Below are 19,627 nucleotides of genomic sequence, written 5' to 3' on the forward strand. Positions count from 1 at the left end.
TGCACAAATTACAAGAAAAAGATAAAATAGAAACAAAGAATTGCAAGAAAAGAGGGACGTCATGGAAAAACATTGGTGGCACAAAGCAACGATTTATCAAATTTATCCAAAATCTTTTAAGGACTCAAACGGTGATGGAGTTGGTGATTTAAAAGGAATTATCAGTAAGCTTGATTATCTGCAAAAGCTTGGAATTACAGCGATCTGGCTCTCTCCAGTTTACCAGTCTCCAATGGATGATAATGGCTATGACATTTCAAATTATGAGGCGATTGCTGATATTTTTGGCGATATGTCTGATATGGAAGAATTGCTAGCGCAGGCAAAAGCGTGTGGTATTCGCATTATCATGGATTTGGTGGTTAATCACACATCAGATGAGCACGCTTGGTTTGTTGAAGCGCATGAAAATCCTGACAGCAAGTATCGTGATTTTTACATTTGGCGTGATAAACCTAATGAGCTCGATTCTATTTTTGGTGGCTCTGCTTGGGAATATGATGGCAAAACTGGGCAATATTATTTGCACTTTTTTAGCAAGAAACAACCTGATTTGAATTGGGAAAATCCGCTGTTACGCCAGTCTGTTTATGATATGATGAATCGCTGGATTGACAAAGGTATTTCTGGTTTTCGTATGGATGTGATTGATATGATTGGGAAAATTCCTGATAAACTCATCGCAAACAACGGTCCGAAATTGCACGATTACCTCAAAGAAATGCACCAAGAAACCTTGGCTGGAAAAGATTTGCTTACTGTTGGTGAAACATGGGGAGCAACACCAGAAATCGCTAAACAGTACTCATCACCAGACGAAAAAGAGTTATCAATGGTTTTCCAATTTGAGCATATCGGTCTCCAACATAAGCTAGGCGCTTCAAAATGGGAATACGAAGAAGAACTAAACGTTCCCGCTCTCAAGGCTATTTTTAACAAATGGCAGACAGAACTTGAGCTTGGTCAAGGGTGGAATTCGCTTTTTTGGGACAATCATGATTTGCCGCGCGTGCTTTCTATCTGGGGTAACACAGACACTTACCGTGAAAAATCAGCTAAAGCGCTAGCTATTTCCTTACATCTAATGCGGGGAACGCCTTATATCTATCAAGGTGAGGAGATTGGAATGACCAATTATCCGTTTAAGGATTTGGGAGAAATTGACGATATCGAGTCGCTTAATTTTGCCAAAGAAGCCCTTGAAAATGGTAAGACGCCAGAAGAAATCATGGATAGCATTCGCATGATTGGACGTGACAATGCCAGAACCCCAATGCAGTGGGATAGCAGTCAGAATGCTGGCTTTTCAACTGCTGATAAGACTTGGCTACCAGTCAATCCAAATTACACAGAAATTAATGTGCAAGCAGCCCTAGACAATCCAGATTCTATTTTCTACACTTACCAAAAACTCATCAAGCTTCGCAAAGAAAATGATTGGTTGATTGACGCGGATTTTGAACTTTTGAAAACAGCAGACAAAGTTTTTGCTTATTTTAGAAAAACAGCAGAAGAAACTTACCTAGTGGTCGCAAACTTATCCGATCAAGCTCAGGCCTTTGAAACAAACTTCGCTTACCAAAAAACAATCATCAGTAATACCACTGAACTCACTGACTTTGAAAACCACCAACTCCAACCATGGGATGCCTTCTGCGTGAAAGTAGGGTGAGAATAATAAAAAAGTCCGAATATTATTCGGACTTTTTTATTTTGTACTTTCACGAAGGGTTAATGTTGTGGCCAGTCTTGTCATTGTTGGGACGGTATGGTGTTTAATAAGTTGGTGATTTAGGATATCAACAGCAGTGCGTCCCATTTCTTCGGTATAAACGGTGATACTTGAAAGAGCAGGAAAGACTTGTTTAGTCAAGGCAGTATCATTGAAAGAAATGAGGCTGACGCGGTCAGGCACGGCGATGTTAGCTTCTTGAAGGGCACGAAGGGCACCAATGGCTAAAGTGTCGTTGGCAACAAAGAAAGCTTGTGGGAGGTCATCACCTAGTTCAGTGATGGCTTTTTTCATTAAGGCATATCCTGAAGGCGCTGAAAAATCTCCTACAAAGACATAATCAGGGTTGTAGAGGTTATTTTCGTAAGCGTAGTTTTTAAAAGTACGGAAGCGTTGGTCAACAATGAGTTCTTTTTGGTCGGTTGTACGTTCTTCACCAGCAATCATTCCAATTTTAGTAAATCCTTTTTGCATGAAGTAATCAAGAACCTTCACAACGGCATTATCAAAATCAGTTGTAACGCAAGGGTGGCCAGCGTTTAAAGTGTCACTGTCAACGAAAACTAGGTTTTTTGAAAGATTTTCTAGGCGGTTAATTTGTTCACTAGAAAATTTACCAATGGCAATAATACCACTGACATTTTCTGAAATTGTCAAAATATCATTGTTAAAGTAACGCACGACATCATAGCCTAATTCTTGGGCGCGTTTTTCAAGACCGATACGAATACTATAGTAGTAAAGGTCGTTTAGTTCTTCTTGTTCGCTATACCATTGAACGATAGCAATCTTTTGACGTTCTTGCATAGCGTTGGTGCTGCGTTTGTGTTTTTCGTAACCTAACTCTTCAGCAACGGTCAAAATACGGTGTCTTGTTTCCTCACCGACTGAGAGGGTTTTATCTTTATTAAGTACTCGTGAGACAGTTGCGGATGAAACATTTGCTAGCTTTGCGATATCTTTTAATGTAGCCATAGGTCTTCCCTTCTTTCTTGATAGTATTATATCACATCATTAGGAAAAATAAAACTTTTAAGTAAAACTTTAGTAAATATCATTGACTTATTTTAACTAAGGCATTAAAATGAAACCGTAATCATAATAAAGCAAGAAAAAAGGAGACCCTCATGAATACGAAAGAACTTAATCAAGCTTTTACTAATGTTTTTGGCACAGAAGCAGATGCCACATTCTTCTCACCAGGTCGTATTAATCTAATTGGTGAACATACGGACTACAATGGTGGTCATGTTTTCCCAGCTGCTATCACTCTTGGAACATATGGTGCTGCTCGAAAACGTGATGATAAAATCCTTCGTTTTTACTCAGCAAATTTTGATGAATTAGGTATTATTGACGTGGATCTTGATCATCTTGTCTTTGATAAAAAAGATAGTTGGACAAATTATTCAAAAGGTGTCATTAAATTCTTGAAAGAAGCAGGGCATGTTATTGATAGTGGATTTGAACTTTATGTTAATGGTAATATTCCAAATGGTTCAGGCTTGTCCTCATCAGCTTCACTTGAACTTTTGGTAGGAATTGTCGCTGAAGAATTATTTGACCTAACATTAGACCGTCTCGACTTGGTAAAAATTGGTAAACAAACGGAAAATGACTTCATCGGTGTGAACTCAGGGATTATGGATCAATTTGCTATTGGTATGGGAGCTGACAAGCAAGCCATTTACCTTGATACTAATACGTTAGAATATGACCTTGTTCCACTTGACCTTGGTGACAATGTTATTGTCATCATGAATACGAACAAACGTCGTGAATTGGCTGATTCAAAATACAACGAACGACGTGCTGAATGTGAAAAAGCTGTTGAAGAATTGAATCAAGTGCTTGATATCAAGACACTTGGTGAACTTGATTTGCAAGCTTTTGATGAGTACAGTTATCTCATTAAAGATGAAAATCGTCTCAAACGTGCTCGTCACGCAGTTTGGGAAAATCAACGTACCCTTCAAGCCAAAGAAGCTTTGACAGCAGGTCAGCTTGAAAAATTTGGTCGCTTGGTTAATGCCTCACACGTCTCACTTGAACATGACTACGAAGTAACTGGTATCGAACTTGATACCCTTGCTCACACAGCTTGGCAACAAGAAGGTGTTCTCGGAGCTCGTATGACAGGAGCGGGCTTTGGTGGTTGTGGTATTGCTATTGTTGCTAAAGACAAAGTAGATGAATTTACTAAAACTGTTGGACAAGTTTATACTGAAACTATTGGATATGCGCCAGCCTTTTACATCGCTGAAATTGCTGGTGGTTCACGTGTCCTTTCACGAAAATAAAGAATAAAAAGAAGACGAAATCATGAAACTTTTAGATACTTTTGTCGCGAAAGTAATTGAAGCTAGCGACTATACTGAAGATGATATGTTTTACTTGCGTAACCGAATCCTTGCCCTTGTGGGCGAGGAAGGTGCAGAGCAAGAAACTAAAGAAACGACATTAATTGCTCTCAAAGAAGAATTGGTTAACCTAGCTGTGAAAAATGGCAAGGTTGGTGACTTAATGGCTGAAAGAGATTGCTTGGGTGCTGAATTGATGAACTTTATCACTCCTGTCCCAAGTCAGGTGAATCGCAATTTCTGGGATATATATGCTCAATCTCCTCAACAAGCTGTCGCAGATTTTTACGAACTCAGCAAACGAAATGACTACATTAAAGTAGCCGCAATCGCTAAAAATATCGCTTTTACTGTGTCATCACAATATGGTGATATTCAGATTACCATTAATTTATCAAAACCTGAAAAAGATCCCAAGGCCATTGCTGCAGCTAAGTTAGCCAAGGCATCTTCTTACCCAAAATGTCAGTTATGTATGGAAAACGAAGGTTATCAAGGACGCCTTAATCACCCAGCGCGTGCTAATCACCGTATCATTCGCTTAAATCTAGGTGATGAAAAATGGGGCTTCCAATATTCGCCTTACGCTTACTTTAATGAACATTGTATTATTCTAAATACTGATCATGTGCCGATGGTTATTAGCAAGCAAACTTTTGAACAGCTGCTAGATATTGTTGATATTTTCCCAGGTTATTTTGCAGGTTCTAACTCTGATTTACCGATTGTTGGTGGGTCAATTTTAACTCACAACCACTATCAAGGTGGACGACATGTCTTTCCGATGGAAATAGCAGAGCTGGACAAAGAGTTTCATTTTAAAGGCTTTTCAGATGTGACAGCTGGTATTGTCAAATGGCCAATGTCTGTTATTCGTCTTCGCAGTAAAGACAAAAGTCGTTTAGTTGAATTGGCTGAAAAAATTCGTTTAGCTTGGCGAGAGTATTCGGATGCCAGTGTTGATATTGTAGCTCATACAGGAGATACGCCGCATCATACCGTCACACCAATTGCTCGCAAACGTAATGGGCAATTTGAATTAGATATCGTTCTTCGTGATAACCACACAACAGCTGAATTTCCAGATGGGGTTTATCATCCACATGCTGATGTCCAACACATTAAAAAGGAAAATATTGGACTTATTGAAGTTATGGGCTTAGCTATTTTACCGCCACGTCTTAAAAATGAACTGCTAGAAGTTGAAAAATATCTTTTGAACCAGTATAATGAAATCGCTGCCTATCACAAAGAATGGGCAGATGAGATTAAAAAACGTTCGGATATTACTGCTGATACGGTACATGATATCGTGCAAGAAGAAGTCGGAAACGTTTTTGTTCGTGTTTTAGAAGATGCAGGTGTTTACAATCGTGATGAAAAGGGGAAAGAAGCTTTCATGCGCTTTGTGAACAGCGTGGGGTTAGAATAGGAGAAAAGGAATCATGTCAATTTTAGTGCTTGGTGGGGCTGGCTATATCGGTTCTCACATGGTTGATCGTTTAATTGAAAAAGGTGAAGAAAAGGTTGTTGTTGTCGATAGTTTGGTAACAGGGCACCGTGCAGCGGTTCATCCTGATGCAACATTCTATCAAGGTGATCTTGCTGATCAAGATTTTATGCGTAAAGTTTTCACAGAAAATCCAGATATCGATGCTGTGATTCACTTTGCCGCTTACTCATTGGTTGCCGAATCAATGGAAAAACCATTGAAATACTTTGATAACAACACTGCAGGAATGATTAAATTACTTGAAGTGATGAATGAATTTGGTGTTAAATACATTGTTTTCTCATCAACAGCTGCAACTTATGGTATTCCAGATGAACTTCCAATTAAAGAAACAACACCACAACGTCCAATCAATCCGTATGGTGAAAGCAAACTCATGATGGAAACAATCATGAAATGGTCTGACCAAGCCTATGGCATCAAATTTGTACCGCTTCGTTACTTCAACGTTGCTGGTGCTAAACCAGATGGTTCTATCGGTGAAGATCATGGACCAGAAACACACCTGTTGCCAATTATCTTGCAAGTGGCACAAGGTGTTCGTGAAAAAATCATGATTTTTGGTAATGACTACAACACACCAGATGGTACAAATGTCCGTGACTATGTCCACCCATTTGACCTAGCAGATGCTCATTTGCTTGCGGTTAAATATCTTCGCGAAGGAAACCCATCAACTGCCTTTAACCTTGGCTCTTCAACAGGCTTCTCAAACCTTCAAATTCTTGAAGCAGCTCGCAAAGTAACAGGAAAAGAAATTCCAGCAGAACTTGCTGATCGCCGTCCTGGTGACCCAGATACTCTTATTGCGTCATCAGATAAAGCGCGTGAAATTCTTGGTTGGAAACCACAATTTGATGATATTGAAAAAATCATTGCTTCTGCTTGGGCATGGCATTCAAGTCATCCAAACGGATACAATGACCGTTAATAAATGATTATAGTCTGAGGCAAGTGCCTCAGGTTTTTTGTGCATCATGAGGATGTGCTAGAAAAAGGAAAAAGATGATGTCAATAATTAAGACACCTTGTTTAGATAAAGAGCAAAAATTACAGGTAGAAGCATTAATCAAAGAAGTTCAGACTTTTGATGGGACTCACCGCATCCCGTATTTATCGAATAATCTCAATTTTGATCAGGAGATGCCAGCTTTCTTTTTAGCTTATGAGAAGAATCAACTTGTGGGGGTGTTGACAGTCTATGCTGATGAGCCAGACGAGGCAGAACTTGCTATTTTGGTTCACCCAAACTATCGCCGTCTAGGATATGCTAAGCAATTATTTCGTGTTTTCCGTGAAACCATGAAAGAGTATCAGTTGAGTTTTACAGTAATGTCGGAGCAATCTTTCTTAGCAAAACACCCAGATGTGCTGGCTAATCTTGGCATGACTTTAGAAGATGATTTTGAGTATTGGCTTAATCGACAACGAAAAACCTATTTGCTTGAAAAGCGTGACGATTTGTCGGTCATCAAAGCTAGTAGAGAACACCTTGAAGCGATTGCAGACTTTCAAGCAAAAGCTTTTGGAGATCCTTATGAGGTTGCACTGCGCTATGCCAAAGAAGCTCTAGTTGATGAGACTGAAAAACTTTATATTGTGATGAAAGATGACAAAGTTGTTGCTTCTTGCACGGTGGATTTTAGCACGACTTACAATTACCTTTATGGCTTAGTAGTTGCCGAAGGCTACCGTGGTCAAGGGATTGGGACTTATTTTATGAAAGTGCTTATCAATAGCCTGTTAGCTGAAAATGAGAAGGCCTTTCAAATTGCGGTTGAATCAGATAATCTAGCGGCTAAAAGGCTCTATGAAAGTTTAGGTTTTGAAGAACAAACGCAGGTTGTTTACGCTAAGGTGACTGACGCTAGTAAACTTTGGGAGTTTTAACGGTCATTTCTTGCGTTGTTAAATGTAATTTGGTATAGTTGTCATTAAGCTTATATTTATGGAGGATTCTTATGCCAACAGTTATTATGTTGCTCGTTATGGTTGGTTTGATTTGGTTCATGCAACGTTCTCAAAAGAAACAAGCACAAGCCCGTCAAGATCAACTTAAAGCATTGCAAAAAGGTGATGAAATCGTAACAATCGGTGGTCTTTATGGTGTTGTTGATGAAGTTGACACAGCTAACCAAAAAATGGTTTTGGACATCGATGGTGTTTATTTAACATTTGAATTAGGTGCTTTGAAACGTGTTGTTAACAGAGCTGAACAAGAAGTTGTTGAAACTGCTCTTGTTGAAGAAGCTGTTGAAGATAACCAAGAAACAGCCGAAGACACAGCTGTTGAAAGCAAAGATTAATAATAGGAATGACCAGATGAGAAATCATCTGGCTTTTTTATGCCAATATTCCCTAAAAGCCACTAATTAAGTAGAGAAAAAATGGCTATTTTATGGTAAAATATTATGATGAGTATGCTTTTAAGGAAATTGTATGTTTAAATTTAAATTTAGAAAAAAAGAAAAGGCTGTCAGCCTAGACAAAATTCCTAATCATATTGGAATTATTATGGATGGTAATGGTCGTTGGGCCAAAAAGCGCATGCAACCACGTGTCATGGGACACAAGGCTGGTATGGATGCTTTGCAAGACGTGACGATTGCCTGTTCAGAACTTGGTGTTAAAGTTTTGACTGTTTACGCTTTCTCAACAGAAAACTGGTCACGACCCGAGGACGAAGTCAAGTTCATCATGAACTTGCCGGTTGAGTTTTTCGATAAATATGTCCCTGAATTGGATGCAAATAATGTCAAAGTTCAAGTAATCGGTGAAACACATCGTCTACCGAAGGCTACTTTTGATGCCATGAAACGTGCTTGTGATCAAACTAAGCATAATTCTGGACTTATTTTGAATTTTGCATTGAACTATGGTGGCCGTTTAGAAATCACAGAAGCGGTTAAAAATATTGCACAAGAAGTGCTTGAAGCTAAAATTAGCCCAGATGATATTACAGAAGATGTGATTTCAAATCACTTGATGACTAATCATTTGCCGTATTTGTATCGTGATCCGGATTTGATTATTCGTACAAGTGGAGAACTTCGTCTTAGTAATTTTCTACCATGGCAATCAGCATACAGTGAATTCTATTTCACGCCTGTTTTATGGCCTGATTTCAAAAAAGACGAGTTAATTAAGGCGATTGCCGAGTACAATCGACGTCATCGCCGTTTTGGTGGAATCTAGAAAGGAAATATCATGAAACAACGTGTGATTTGGGGGGCAATTGCCTTATTGATTATGCTGCCGTTTCTATTGCATGGAGGCCTAGCATTTCAAATTTTTGTAGGCTTTTTAGCAATGATTGGTATGGCAGAAATGTTACGCATGAAACATCTTGAATTTTTCTCAATTGAAGGTGTTTTATCAATGCTCGGTGCTTTTGTTTTGACAGTGCCTTTGGATAACTACTTTACATCATTACCATTAGATTCTAATTTTGCTGTCTATGGTTTGCTAGTTTTCTTGCTTTTGGCAGGAACAGTTATCAATAGTGATGAGTATTCATTTGATGATGTCTCTTATCCAATTGCTGCTAGCCTTTATGTTGGTATTGGTTTCCAAAATCTGGTCAATGCTCGTATGGGTGGCTTAGATAAAGTGCTCTTTGCTTTATTCATCGTATGGGCGACTGATATTGGCGCTTATATGGTTGGTCGTCAATTTGGTCAACGTAAGTTAATGCCGAAGGTTTCCCCGAATAAAACAATCGAAGGTAGCTTGGGTGGTATTGCTTGTGCAGTTGTCGTTTCACTAATTTTTATGTTAATTGACAAAGCTGTATATGCACCGCACAATCTATTTGCTATGTTGATTTACGTTATCTTGTTTAGTATTTTTGGTCAATTCGGTGATTTGGTTGAAAGTGCTATTAAACGTCACTTTGGCGTTAAAGATTCTGGAAAACTTATTCCTGGTCATGGTGGTATCTTAGATCGCTTTGATTCAATGATTTTTGTTTTCCCAATTATGCATCTATTTGGTCTTTTCTAATTAAGTTGGTTGGCACTTGCCACAAACTTTTGGAGTTTGCTTACTAGTGAATGGTTATTAGGATAATAATGTTACTGGTATAGAGAGGAGCAAAATGCTCGGAATTTTAACCTTTATTATTGTTTTTGGAATTTTAGTTATTGTCCATGAATTTGGTCACTTGTATTTTGCTAAAAAAGCAGGAATCTTGGTGAGAGAATTCTCCATCGGAATGGGCCCGAAAATCTTTTCGCATTTTGACAAAGAGGGCACAGCTTATACTTTCCGTATCTTGCCCTTGGGCGGATATGTGCGAATGGCTGGTTGGGGTGATGATACCACTGAAATCAAGACAGGTACACCAGCTAGCTTGAGTTTGAACAAAGACGGACTTGTGACACGTATTAATCTATCACATAAACAGTTGGATAATACAGCTCTTCCTATGAATGTGACTTCTTATGATTTGGAAGATAAACTTGAAATCACAGGCTTAGTTCTGGATGAGCAAAAGACATATGTTGTTCATCATGATGCAACAATTGTTGAGGAAGATGGTACAGAAATTCGCATTGCGCCTCTTGATGTGCAGTATCAAAATGCTACTGTCTGGGGGCGTTTAATGACAAACTTTGCTGGTCCTATGAATAATTTTATTCTGGGAACCTTAGCCTTTATCTTACTTGTCTTTATGCAAGGAGGTGTCCCGAATACGGCGACAAATGCTATCCGCGTAACCGACGGTGGCGCTATGCAGGCTGCAGGGGTAAAAGATGGAGACAAGGTTTTAGCTGTTGGAAATTACAAAGTCTCAAATTGGTCAGAATTGACTGAGGCTGTTGCCAAATCAACTAAGAACATTTCAAGAGACGATACCATTTCAGTTACGGTAAAAGATACATCAGGAAAAACGAAAACACTAGATGTTAAGCCAGTAAAAAACAATGGTAGTTACCTCATTGGTGTTTCTACGTATTTGAAAACAGGCTTTTGGGACAAAATTACTGGTGGTTTCCAGATGTCTTGGCAAAGTACTATGTTGATTTTGAATGCTTTAAAAGGTATTGTATCAAACTTTAGCTTGGATAAACTTGGTGGTCCTGTTGCCATGTACCAAGCCTCAAGTCAAGCAGCTTCTTACGGATTGACATCGGTGATTAATTTGCTTGCTGTTTTGTCAATCAACCTTGGAATTGTGAACTTAATTCCAATTCCGGCTTTGGATGGCGGAAAAATCTTGATGAACCTTATTGAGATTGTACGTCGCAAACCACTCAAACAAGAAACCGAAACATATATTACTCTAGTTGGGGTTGTCATCATGATTATTTTGATGGTAGCTGTGACTTGGAATGATATTATGCGAGTTTTCTTCTAAATTTAATTCATTTAGTACATCATTTTAAAAATAAATACACATTTTTTAGAAAGGAATTGACACGGTCTTTCCTAAATTATGAGCATAAGTGAGCTACTTGTTTTAAAAGCAGCTTACTTATTTTCATGATTTGACCGCAATATTTTATTATGAAACAATCACAAATGCTTATTCCAACGCTTCGCGAAATGCCAAGCGACGCTCAAGTTATCAGTCATGCTCTTATGGTTCGTGCAGGTTATGTCCGCCAAGTGTCTGCAGGTATCTATGCTTACCTACCACTTGCTAACCGTACGATTGAAAAATTCAAAAAAATCATGCGTGAAGAGTTTGAAAAAATTGGTGCCGTTGAAATGCTTGCACCAGCACTTTTGAACGCTGACCTTTGGCGTGAATCAGGTCGTTACGAAACTTACGGTGAAGACCTTTATAAACTTAAAAACCGCGATAAATCAGACTTTATCCTTGGTCCAACTCACGAAGAAACATTTACCAGTCTTGTTCGTGATGCGATTAAATCATACAAACAATTACCATTAAACCTTTACCAAATCCAATCTAAATACCGTGATGAAAAACGTCCTCGTAACGGACTTCTTCGTACTCGTGAATTTATCATGAAAGATGGTTACAGTTTCCACGCAGACTACGAAGGTTTGGATGAAACTTACGAAGAATATCGTAAAGCATACGAAGCAGTCTTCACACGTGCAGGACTTGATTTCAAAGGTATCATCGGTGATGGTGGTGCTATGGGTGGTAAAGACTCTCAAGAGTTTATGGCTATCACTCCAGATCGTACAGACCTTGACCGTTGGGTTGTTCTTGATAAATCAATTGCATCAATCGATGAAATTCCAGAAGATGTATTAGAAGATATCAAAAAAGAATTGACTTCATGGTTGGTTTCAGGTGAAGATACAGTTGCTTACTCAACAGAATCAAGCTACGCTGCTAACCTTGAAATGGCAAGTAATGAATACAAACCATCAACAAAAGTTGTGGCTCAAGAAGATGTTAAACGTGTAGAAACACCTAACTGTAAATCAATCGATGAAGTGGCTGCTTTCTTGAATGTTGATGAAGAACAAACAATTAAAACACTTCTTTTCATCGCTGATAAAGAACCAGTTGTTGCTCTTCTTGTCGGAAATGACCAAGTTAATGATGTTAAATTGAAAAACTACCTTGGTGCAGACTTCCTTGATCCAGCAACTGAAGAAGATGCTGTTAAAGTCTTTGGGGCAAACTTCGGTTCACTTGGCCCAGTTAATCTTCCTGAAAATGTTCGTATCGTTGCTGACCGCAAAGTTCAAGATGTCGCAAATGCTGTTGTAGGTGCTAACGAAGATGGTTACCACTTGACTGGTGTTAACCCAGGACGTGACTTCGAAGCAGAATATGTTGATATTCGTGAAGTTAAAGAAGGTGAAATTTCACCAGATGGTAAAGGTGTTCTTAAATTCGCTCGTGGTATCGAAATCGGACACATCTTCAAACTCGGTACTCGTTACTCAGAAAGCATGGGAGCAACAATTCTTGACCAAAACGGTCGTGCTGTTCCAATCATCATGGGATGCTACGGTATCGGTGTTAGCCGTATCTTGTCTGCTGTTATTGAACAACATGCTCGTCTCTTTGTTTCTAAAACACCAAAAGGTGCTTACCGTTTTGCATGGGGTATTAACTTCCCTAAAGAATTGGCTCCATTTGATGTTCACGTCATCACAGTTAACGTGAAAGACGAAGAAGCACAAGCTTTGACAGCTAAAGTTGAAGCAGAATTGGTTGAAAAAGGTTATGAAGTATTGGTTGACGACCGTAATGAACGTGTCGGATCTAAATTCTCAGATAGCGACCTTATCGGACTTCCAATTCGTGTGACAGTTGGTAAAAAAGCTGCTGATGGTATCGTAGAAGTTAAAATTAAAGCAACTGGCGATACAATCGAAGTGAACGCTGAAAACCTTATTGAAACACTTGAAATTTTGACAAAAGAAAACTAATTATAATGAGGTCGGGCACATAGCCCCGGCCTTTTTGTTTTGTCTCGAAAAAAGCTCACTTTTATGATAAAATTGAAAGACGATATTGATAGATATAAGAAGTGAAAAAGTGACACTGATCTCTTTTTTACTAAGTATAAAAGATTAGATTTTGGAATTGAGGTAATTGACGTCTTATGTCAGAGTTATTTAAAAAATTGATGGAGCAAATCGATATGCCGCTTGAAATGCGACAATCTTCTGCTTTTTCATCTGCAGATATTCGTGAAGTTAAAGTACACTCAGTATCCCGCCTTTGGGAATTCCATTTTTCATTTGCAGAGGTTTTGCCGATTGAGATTTATCGGGAGTTAGCTTATCGTTTGGTTAATACCTTTAAGCAAGCAGATATTACAGCGACTTTTGACATCAAGGCAGAAAAAATTGATTTCTCACAGCCGCTTTTACAGGATTATTATGAGGAAGCGTTTGAACACTCACCGTGTAATAGTGCTAGTTTTAAAGCGTCATTTAGTAAACTTCAAGTATCGTACGATGGTCATAAATTATTGATTGAAGCGCCAGCTTTTGTTAATAATGAGCATTTCCGAAAAAATCATTTGCCTAATCTTGCACGTCAATTTGAAGCCTTTGGTTTCGGAAACTTGATGATTGATATGGTTTCAGATGAAGCTATGACCCAAGCGCTTCGAGAAGATTTTAAAACTAATCGTGAAGCCATGGTGGAAAGAGCTGTTCAAGAAAATCGTGAAGCGGTTAAATCTCTTGAAGCCTCAATGCCTCCGGTTGAAGAAACACCAAAACCAAAATTTGATTTCAAAGAACGTGCCAAACAACGCCGTGCTGGTTTTGAAAATGCTGAAATCACTCCGATGGTCGAAATCACAACAGAAGAAAATCGCATTGTCTTTGAAGGAATGGTTTTTGATGTTGAGAAGAAAACAACTCGTACAGGTCGTCACATCATCAATTTCAAAATGACGGACTATACATCAAGTTTTGCTATGCAAAAATGGGCAAAAGATGATGAAGAGTTGAAAAAATACGACATGATTGCTAAAGGCTCATGGCTTCGTGTTCGAGGGAACATTGAAAATAATAATTTCACGCATGCACTGACAATGAATGTGCAAGATGTTAAAGAAATTGTTCACCATGACCGCAAGGATTTGATGCCAGAAGACCAGAAACGTGTGGAATTCCATGCGCATACGAACATGTCAACCATGGATGCTTTGCCAACGGTTGAGGAGCTGATTGATACAGCTGCTAAATGGGGGCATAAGGCGGTTGCTATTACTGACCATGGAAATGTTCAAAGTTTCCCTCATGGTTACCATAGAGCACGTAAAGACGGTATTAAAGCCATTTTTGGTCTGGAAGCCAATATTGTTGAAGACAAGGTTCCTATTGCTTACAATCCTGAAGATTTAGAGCTAAATGAAGCAACTTATGTTGTATTTGACGTGGAAACAACAGGGCTTTCTGCTGTTAATAATGATTTGATTCAGATTGCGGCTTCAAAAATGTATAAAGGTAATATTGTTGAGCAATTTGATGAATTCATTAATCCAGGTCACCATTTGTCAGCTTTTACGACAGAATTGACAGGGATTACGGATAATCATGTTCGCAATGCAAAACCAATCGAACAAGTGCTTCAAATGTTCCAAGATTTCTGTAAAGATACTGTACTTGTTGCCCACAATGCGACCTTTGACGTTGGCTTTATGAATGCTAATTACAAACGTCATGGCATGCCAACCATCACGCAGCCAGTTATTGATACCCTTGAATTGGCACGGAATCTTTATCCAGAATACAAACGTCATGGTTTGGGACCATTGACCAAACGTTTCCAAGTATCGCTAGAACACCACCACATGGCCAACTACGATGCCGAAGCAACTGGTCGCTTGCTCTTTATTTTCTTAAAAGAAGCGCGTGAAAATCATGGCCTTACAAACATGATGGACTTGAACACAAAATTGGTGGCTGAAGATTCTTATAAGAAAGCTCGTGTAAAACATGCAACAATCTATGTTCAAAACCAGACAGGGTTGAAAAATATCTTCAAGCTTGTCAGTCTTTCAAATGTTAAATATTTTGAAGGTGTGGCTCGTATTCCAAGAACAGTTCTTGATGCTCATCGCAAAGGACTCTTGCTAGGAACAGCATGTTCTGAGGGTGAAGTCTTTGATGCAGTTTTGACCTCAGGTGTGGATAAAGCTGTTGAAGTGGCTAAATACTATGATTTCATCGAAGTCATGCCACCAGCTATTTATGCTCCGCTATTAGCACAAGGAACGATTAAAGACGAAGAGGGTATTCGACAAGCTATTCGAGATTTGATTGAAGTAGGTCGTCGTCTTAATAAGCCTGTGCTTGCGACTGGTAATGTTCATTACATTGAACCAGAAGATGAGATTTATCGAGAAATCATTGTACGTAGTTTAGGACAAGGGGCACCGATTAACCGTCCAATTGGTCGTGGTGAGGATGCTCAACCAGCTCCGCTACCAAAAGCCCATTTCCGTACAACTAATGAAATGCTAGATGAATTTGCTTTTCTTGGTGAAGATCTTGCTTATGAAATTGTTGTCAAAAATACTAATGATTTCGCAGAGCGTTTCGAAGAAATCGAAGTTGTTAAAAAAGATTTGTACACGCCTTTCCTTGAAAAATCAGAAGAGCGCGTTGCAGAGATGACCTATCAAAAAGCCTTTGAAATCTATGGTAACCCACTACCAGATATTGTCGACCGACGTATCGAAAAAGAATTGACTTCGATTTTGGGGAATGGATTTGCCGTGATTTACCTGGCGTCTCAGATGTTGGTTATTCGTTCTAATAAACGTGGTTACTTGGTTGGTTCACGTGGGTCTGTTGGATCAAGTTTTGTGGCGACTATGATTGGGATTACTGAAGTTAACCCAATGCCACCACATTATGTCTGTCCAAATTGTCAGCATTCAGAATTTATCACTGATGGTTCTGTTGGTTCAGGTTATGACCTTCCTGACAAGGATTGTCCAAAATGTGGCACACGTTATAAGAAAGATGGACATGATATTCCGTTTGAAACCTTCCTTGGATTTGATGGGGATAAGGTTCCCGATATCGATTTGAACTTCTCTGGTGATGACCAACCCTCAGCTCATTTGGATGTTCGTGATATTTTCGGTGAACAATACGCTTTCCGTGCTGGAACCGTTGGTACGGTTGCTGACCGTACGGCTTATGGATTTGTCAAAGGTTACGAACGTGACTATGGTAAGATGTATCCAGAAGCTGAAGTCGAACGATTGGCACAAGGTGCTGCAGGGGTGAAACGTACAACTGGACAACACCCGGGTGGTATCGTTGTTATTCCAAACTACATGGATGTTTATGACTTTACACCAGTTCAATACCCAGCTGATGATCTTTCTGCTGAATGGCAAACCACTCACTTTAACTTCCACGATATCGATGAAAACGTCTTGAAACTTGATATCCTCGGTCATGATGATCCGACGATGATTCGTAAGTTGCAAGACTTGTCTGGTATTGATCCCAAAGATATTCCTGCGGATGACCCAGATGTTATGGCACTCTTCTCAGGCACAGAAGTCCTTGGCGTTACGCCTGAGCAAATTGGAACACCGACAGGGATGCTTGGTATCCCAGAATTCGGAACCAACTTTGTTCGTGGAATGGTTGAGGAAACACACCCAACAACTTTCGCAGAATTGCTACAGTTGTCAGGGTTGTCACACGGTACTGATGTTTGGTTGGGAAATGCCCAAGACTTGATTAAAGAGGGGATTGCTACCCTAAAAACCGTTATCGGTTGTCGTGACGATATCATGGTTTATCTTATGCACGCAGGTCTTGAACCCAAAATGGCTTTTACCATTATGGAACGTGTGCGTAAGGGAATGTGGCTTAAAATCTCTGATGAGGAACGTAATGGATACATTGAAGCTATGCGAGAAAATAATGTGCCCGACTGGTACATTGAATCCTGTGGTAAAATCAAGTACATGTTCCCCAAAGCCCATGCGGCAGCCTACGTTTTAATGGCGCTTCGTGTAGCTTACTTTAAAGTACATTATCCGATTTACTATTACTGTGCTTATTTCTCAATCCGTGCTAAGGCCTTTGACATTAAGACAATGAGTGCTGGGCTTGATGCGGTGAAAGAACGCATGGCTGATATTTCTAATAAGCGTAAGAATAACGAAGCTTCAAATGTTGAAATTGATTTATACACCACACTTGAAATTGTCAATGAAATGCTCGAACGTGGTTATAAATTTGGTCAACTTGACCTTTACCGCAGTGATGCGACAGAGTTCATCATTGACGGTGATACCCTTATTCCACCATTTGTAGCTATGGATGGTCTCGGAGAAAACGTTGCAAAACAAATCGTTAAAGCGCGTGAAGAAGGTGAATTCCTATCTAAAATGGAACTTCGCAAACGCGGCGGTGTTTCAGCAACATTGGTCGATAAAATGGATGAAATGGGAATCCTTGGCAACATGCCAGAAGATAACCAATTAAGCCTATTCGACGATTTCTTTTAATAAGCCAATTTTAGAGAAGCTCTCAAAGTGAGGGTTTCTTTTTTGAGCTCTGCTATTTGTAAAAGATACTAGTTAGTGATACTATGTAAAAAAAGACAGAAAGGAGTAGCAATGAGCGACTTCAAAAATAAAGCTGTTAAGGCTATGGTTGTTTTGCGAAAAGCTTTTAGAACTATCGATGCTAAAACATCAGAGTCTTTCAAGGAAGATGATTTAACACAAACACAATTTGCAGTTTTGGACGTTCTTTATAGCAAAGGAGCGATGAAGGTTGGCCAATTAATTGATAGTATCCTAGCGACTTCGGGGAATATGACGGTGGTTATCCGTAATATGGAGAAAAAAGGCTGGGTAGTACGCCAAGCTTGTCCGGGTGATAAGCGTGCTTATCTGGTTAGTTTGACTGATGTAGGTCGTCAAGTCATTGAGCATGCTTTGCCACTTCACATGGCAAAAATTGAAGAGACTTTTTCAGTTTTAACTGAGGAAGAACAAGATCAATTAATACGACTTCTGAAAAAATTTAAACCGCGTGAGCAAAATAATTTACAAAAGTAAAAATAAAGTATAAAATGACAACATAACAATAAATCACTAATTAGTGATAAATGATTTTTGATTATAAAAATACTAATATCTTTTTGTTAGGAGAAATATCATGAAAAAAATTCTATTTGTTGTCGGTTCATTACGTGAAGGTTCTTTCAATGCTCAAATGGCAAAAAATGCTGAAAAAGCACTTGAGGGAAAAGCACAGGTCTCTTACCTTGATTGGTCAGAAGTTCCAGTCTTTTCACAAGATTTAGAAGCTAACACACCAGCAGCTGTTCAAGCTGCACGCGATGCTGTACTTGCTGCTGATGCTGTATGGTTCTTCACACCAGTTTATAATGCTAACATCCCTGGTCCAGTGAAAAACTTGATTGATTGGTTGAGTCGTGCCCTTGATCTTTCAGATCCATCAGGTGCATCAGCTATCAATGAAAAAGTTACAACTGTTACAATTACATCTGCGGCTCACCATGAAAAAGCAGCTGACCAATACCGTGCATTATTGCCATTTATTCGTACTAACTTTGTTGACGAATTGACTCTTGCGACAATTAATGGTTCTGCTTGGGCAGATGGTAAATATGTGGCTGAAGAAGCTGATCTAGCACAATTGGACAAACAAATTGCCGCTGTTCTTGCAGCTATCAACTAATTTTATAGCTTGGTAAAATTCTGTTTAGAAAAGCAGTTTTTCTCAAGTCGTCTTAATTGACTTTAAGATTGGCTGATGCTATCATCAGTTCAGAGATAGTGCTTATAGCTATCGTTTTAATTATAATGATTTGAAAAGGATTATATATCATGAAAAAAATTCTATTTGTTGTCGGTTCATTACGTGAGGGATCTTTTGATCAACAATTTGCTCAAAACGCTGAAAAAGCACTTGAAGGCAAAGCAGAAGTATCATACCTAGACTGGTCACAGGTTCCGGTCTTTTCACAAGATTTGGAAGCTAACACACCAGCTGCTGTGCAAGCTGCACGTGACGCTGTCTTGGCAGCTGATGCTATCTGGTTCTTCTCACCAGTTTATAACTTTGCGATTCCTGGTTCAGTGAAGAACTTGCTTGACTGGTTGAGCCGTGCGCTTGATCTTTCAGATCCAACAGGTCCATCAGCGCTTAATGAAAAAGTCACAACTGTTTCTATCCTTGCAAATGGTGGACACGAACCAGTGGCAGATGCTTACCGCGCATTATTCCCATTCATTCGTACACAATTTGTTGATGAAATTACTACAACACAAGTGAATGACTCAGCATGGGTTGACGGTAAGTTTGTGGCGACTGATGATGTTCTTGCCAACCTTGATAAACAAGCTCAAGCACTTCTTGCTGCAATTGATTAATGATTAATCTAAGATTTTTAAACATTTAACAAATCCGTGAGTGAGCTTTCCTATTTTTGCTTAACTCACTATCTTCACAGTAATATTGGTTTAGCCTTTCAATATAACGCTGTGACTAAATAAAAAAGAGGTTGGGATAAAAGTTCCCAGCCTCTTTATTTATATAGTTATAATAAACAAAACACAG

15 protein-coding genes are annotated in these 19,627 nt (G+C 39.1%); 14 read left to right on the top strand and 1 reads right to left on the bottom strand.

Going from position 1 to position 19,627, the window contains the following annotated elements:
- Positions 1-61 precede the first annotated feature (61 nt).
- Entirely contained in the window at positions 62-1,672 is a 1,611-nt protein-coding gene (dexB, locus tag B4D49_RS00850) for a glucan 1,6-alpha-glucosidase DexB (RefSeq protein ID WP_286782900.1), read from the top strand.
- A 36-nt stretch (positions 1,673-1,708) separates the two neighbouring features.
- On the opposite strand, the gene B4D49_RS00855 is transcribed toward dexB, so the two are convergent.
- On the bottom strand, positions 1,709-2,707 hold the full coding sequence (locus B4D49_RS00855; protein ID WP_286782901.1) for a LacI family DNA-binding transcriptional regulator: 999 nt from the start codon (positions 2,705-2,707) through the stop codon (positions 1,709-1,711).
- A gap of 152 nt (positions 2,708-2,859) precedes the next feature.
- On the opposite strand from B4D49_RS00855, the gene B4D49_RS00860 reads away from it, so the two are divergent.
- From B4D49_RS00860 to B4D49_RS00920, 13 genes are all read left to right on the top strand, one after another.
- A complete protein-coding gene (locus B4D49_RS00860) occupies positions 2,860-4,032 on the top strand; it encodes a galactokinase (RefSeq protein WP_286782902.1) in 1,173 nt (390 codons plus the stop codon).
- A gap of 19 nt (positions 4,033-4,051) precedes the next feature.
- Positions 4,052-5,524, top strand: a complete 1,473-nt coding sequence (gene galT / locus B4D49_RS00865; protein ID WP_286782913.1) for a UDP-glucose--hexose-1-phosphate uridylyltransferase — start codon at positions 4,052-4,054, stop codon at positions 5,522-5,524.
- Positions 5,525-5,537: 13 nt separating this feature from the next.
- Positions 5,538-6,536, top strand: coding sequence for a UDP-glucose 4-epimerase GalE (gene galE, locus B4D49_RS00870; protein ID WP_074482969.1), 999 nt, complete (start codon positions 5,538-5,540; stop codon positions 6,534-6,536).
- A gap of 77 nt (positions 6,537-6,613) precedes the next feature.
- Entirely contained in the window at positions 6,614-7,495 is an 882-nt protein-coding gene (locus B4D49_RS00875; RefSeq protein WP_286782903.1) for a GNAT family N-acetyltransferase, read from the top strand.
- Between the two features lie 71 nt (positions 7,496-7,566).
- Entirely contained in the window at positions 7,567-7,911 is a 345-nt protein-coding gene (yajC, locus tag B4D49_RS00880; RefSeq protein ID WP_074482967.1) for a preprotein translocase subunit YajC, read from the top strand.
- 133 nt (positions 7,912-8,044) lie between these two features.
- Positions 8,045-8,800: an isoprenyl transferase gene (locus tag B4D49_RS00885; protein WP_199544606.1), complete on the top strand. Its 756-nt coding sequence runs from the start codon at positions 8,045-8,047 to the stop codon at positions 8,798-8,800.
- 12 nt (positions 8,801-8,812) lie between these two features.
- A complete protein-coding gene (locus tag B4D49_RS00890) occupies positions 8,813-9,607 on the top strand; it encodes a phosphatidate cytidylyltransferase (RefSeq protein WP_132868719.1) in 795 nt (264 codons plus the stop codon).
- Positions 9,608-9,701: 94 nt separating this feature from the next.
- Positions 9,702-10,964, top strand: coding sequence for an RIP metalloprotease RseP (gene rseP, locus B4D49_RS00895; protein WP_199544603.1), 1,263 nt, complete (start codon positions 9,702-9,704; stop codon positions 10,962-10,964).
- Between the two features lie 149 nt (positions 10,965-11,113).
- A complete protein-coding gene (locus B4D49_RS00900) occupies positions 11,114-12,970 on the top strand; it encodes a proline--tRNA ligase (RefSeq protein ID WP_286782904.1) in 1,857 nt (618 codons plus the stop codon).
- A gap of 176 nt (positions 12,971-13,146) precedes the next feature.
- Positions 13,147-17,541: a PolC-type DNA polymerase III gene (locus B4D49_RS00905; RefSeq protein WP_286782905.1), complete on the top strand. Its 4,395-nt coding sequence runs from the start codon at positions 13,147-13,149 to the stop codon at positions 17,539-17,541.
- Positions 17,542-17,652: 111 nt separating this feature from the next.
- Entirely contained in the window at positions 17,653-18,099 is a 447-nt protein-coding gene (locus B4D49_RS00910) for a MarR family winged helix-turn-helix transcriptional regulator (protein WP_132868715.1), read from the top strand.
- Between the two features lie 100 nt (positions 18,100-18,199).
- On the top strand, positions 18,200-18,745 hold the full coding sequence (locus B4D49_RS00915; RefSeq protein ID WP_199544599.1) for an NADPH-dependent FMN reductase: 546 nt from the start codon (positions 18,200-18,202) through the stop codon (positions 18,743-18,745).
- Positions 18,746-18,894: 149 nt separating this feature from the next.
- On the top strand, positions 18,895-19,440 hold the full coding sequence (locus tag B4D49_RS00920) for an NADPH-dependent FMN reductase (RefSeq protein WP_132868713.1): 546 nt from the start codon (positions 18,895-18,897) through the stop codon (positions 19,438-19,440).
- Positions 19,441-19,627: the final 187 nt, after the last annotated feature.

The organism is Streptococcus sp. UBA4344 (assembly GCF_002393675.1).
GTDB classification, from domain to species: domain Bacteria; phylum Bacillota; class Bacilli; order Lactobacillales; family Streptococcaceae; genus Streptococcus; species Streptococcus vicugnae.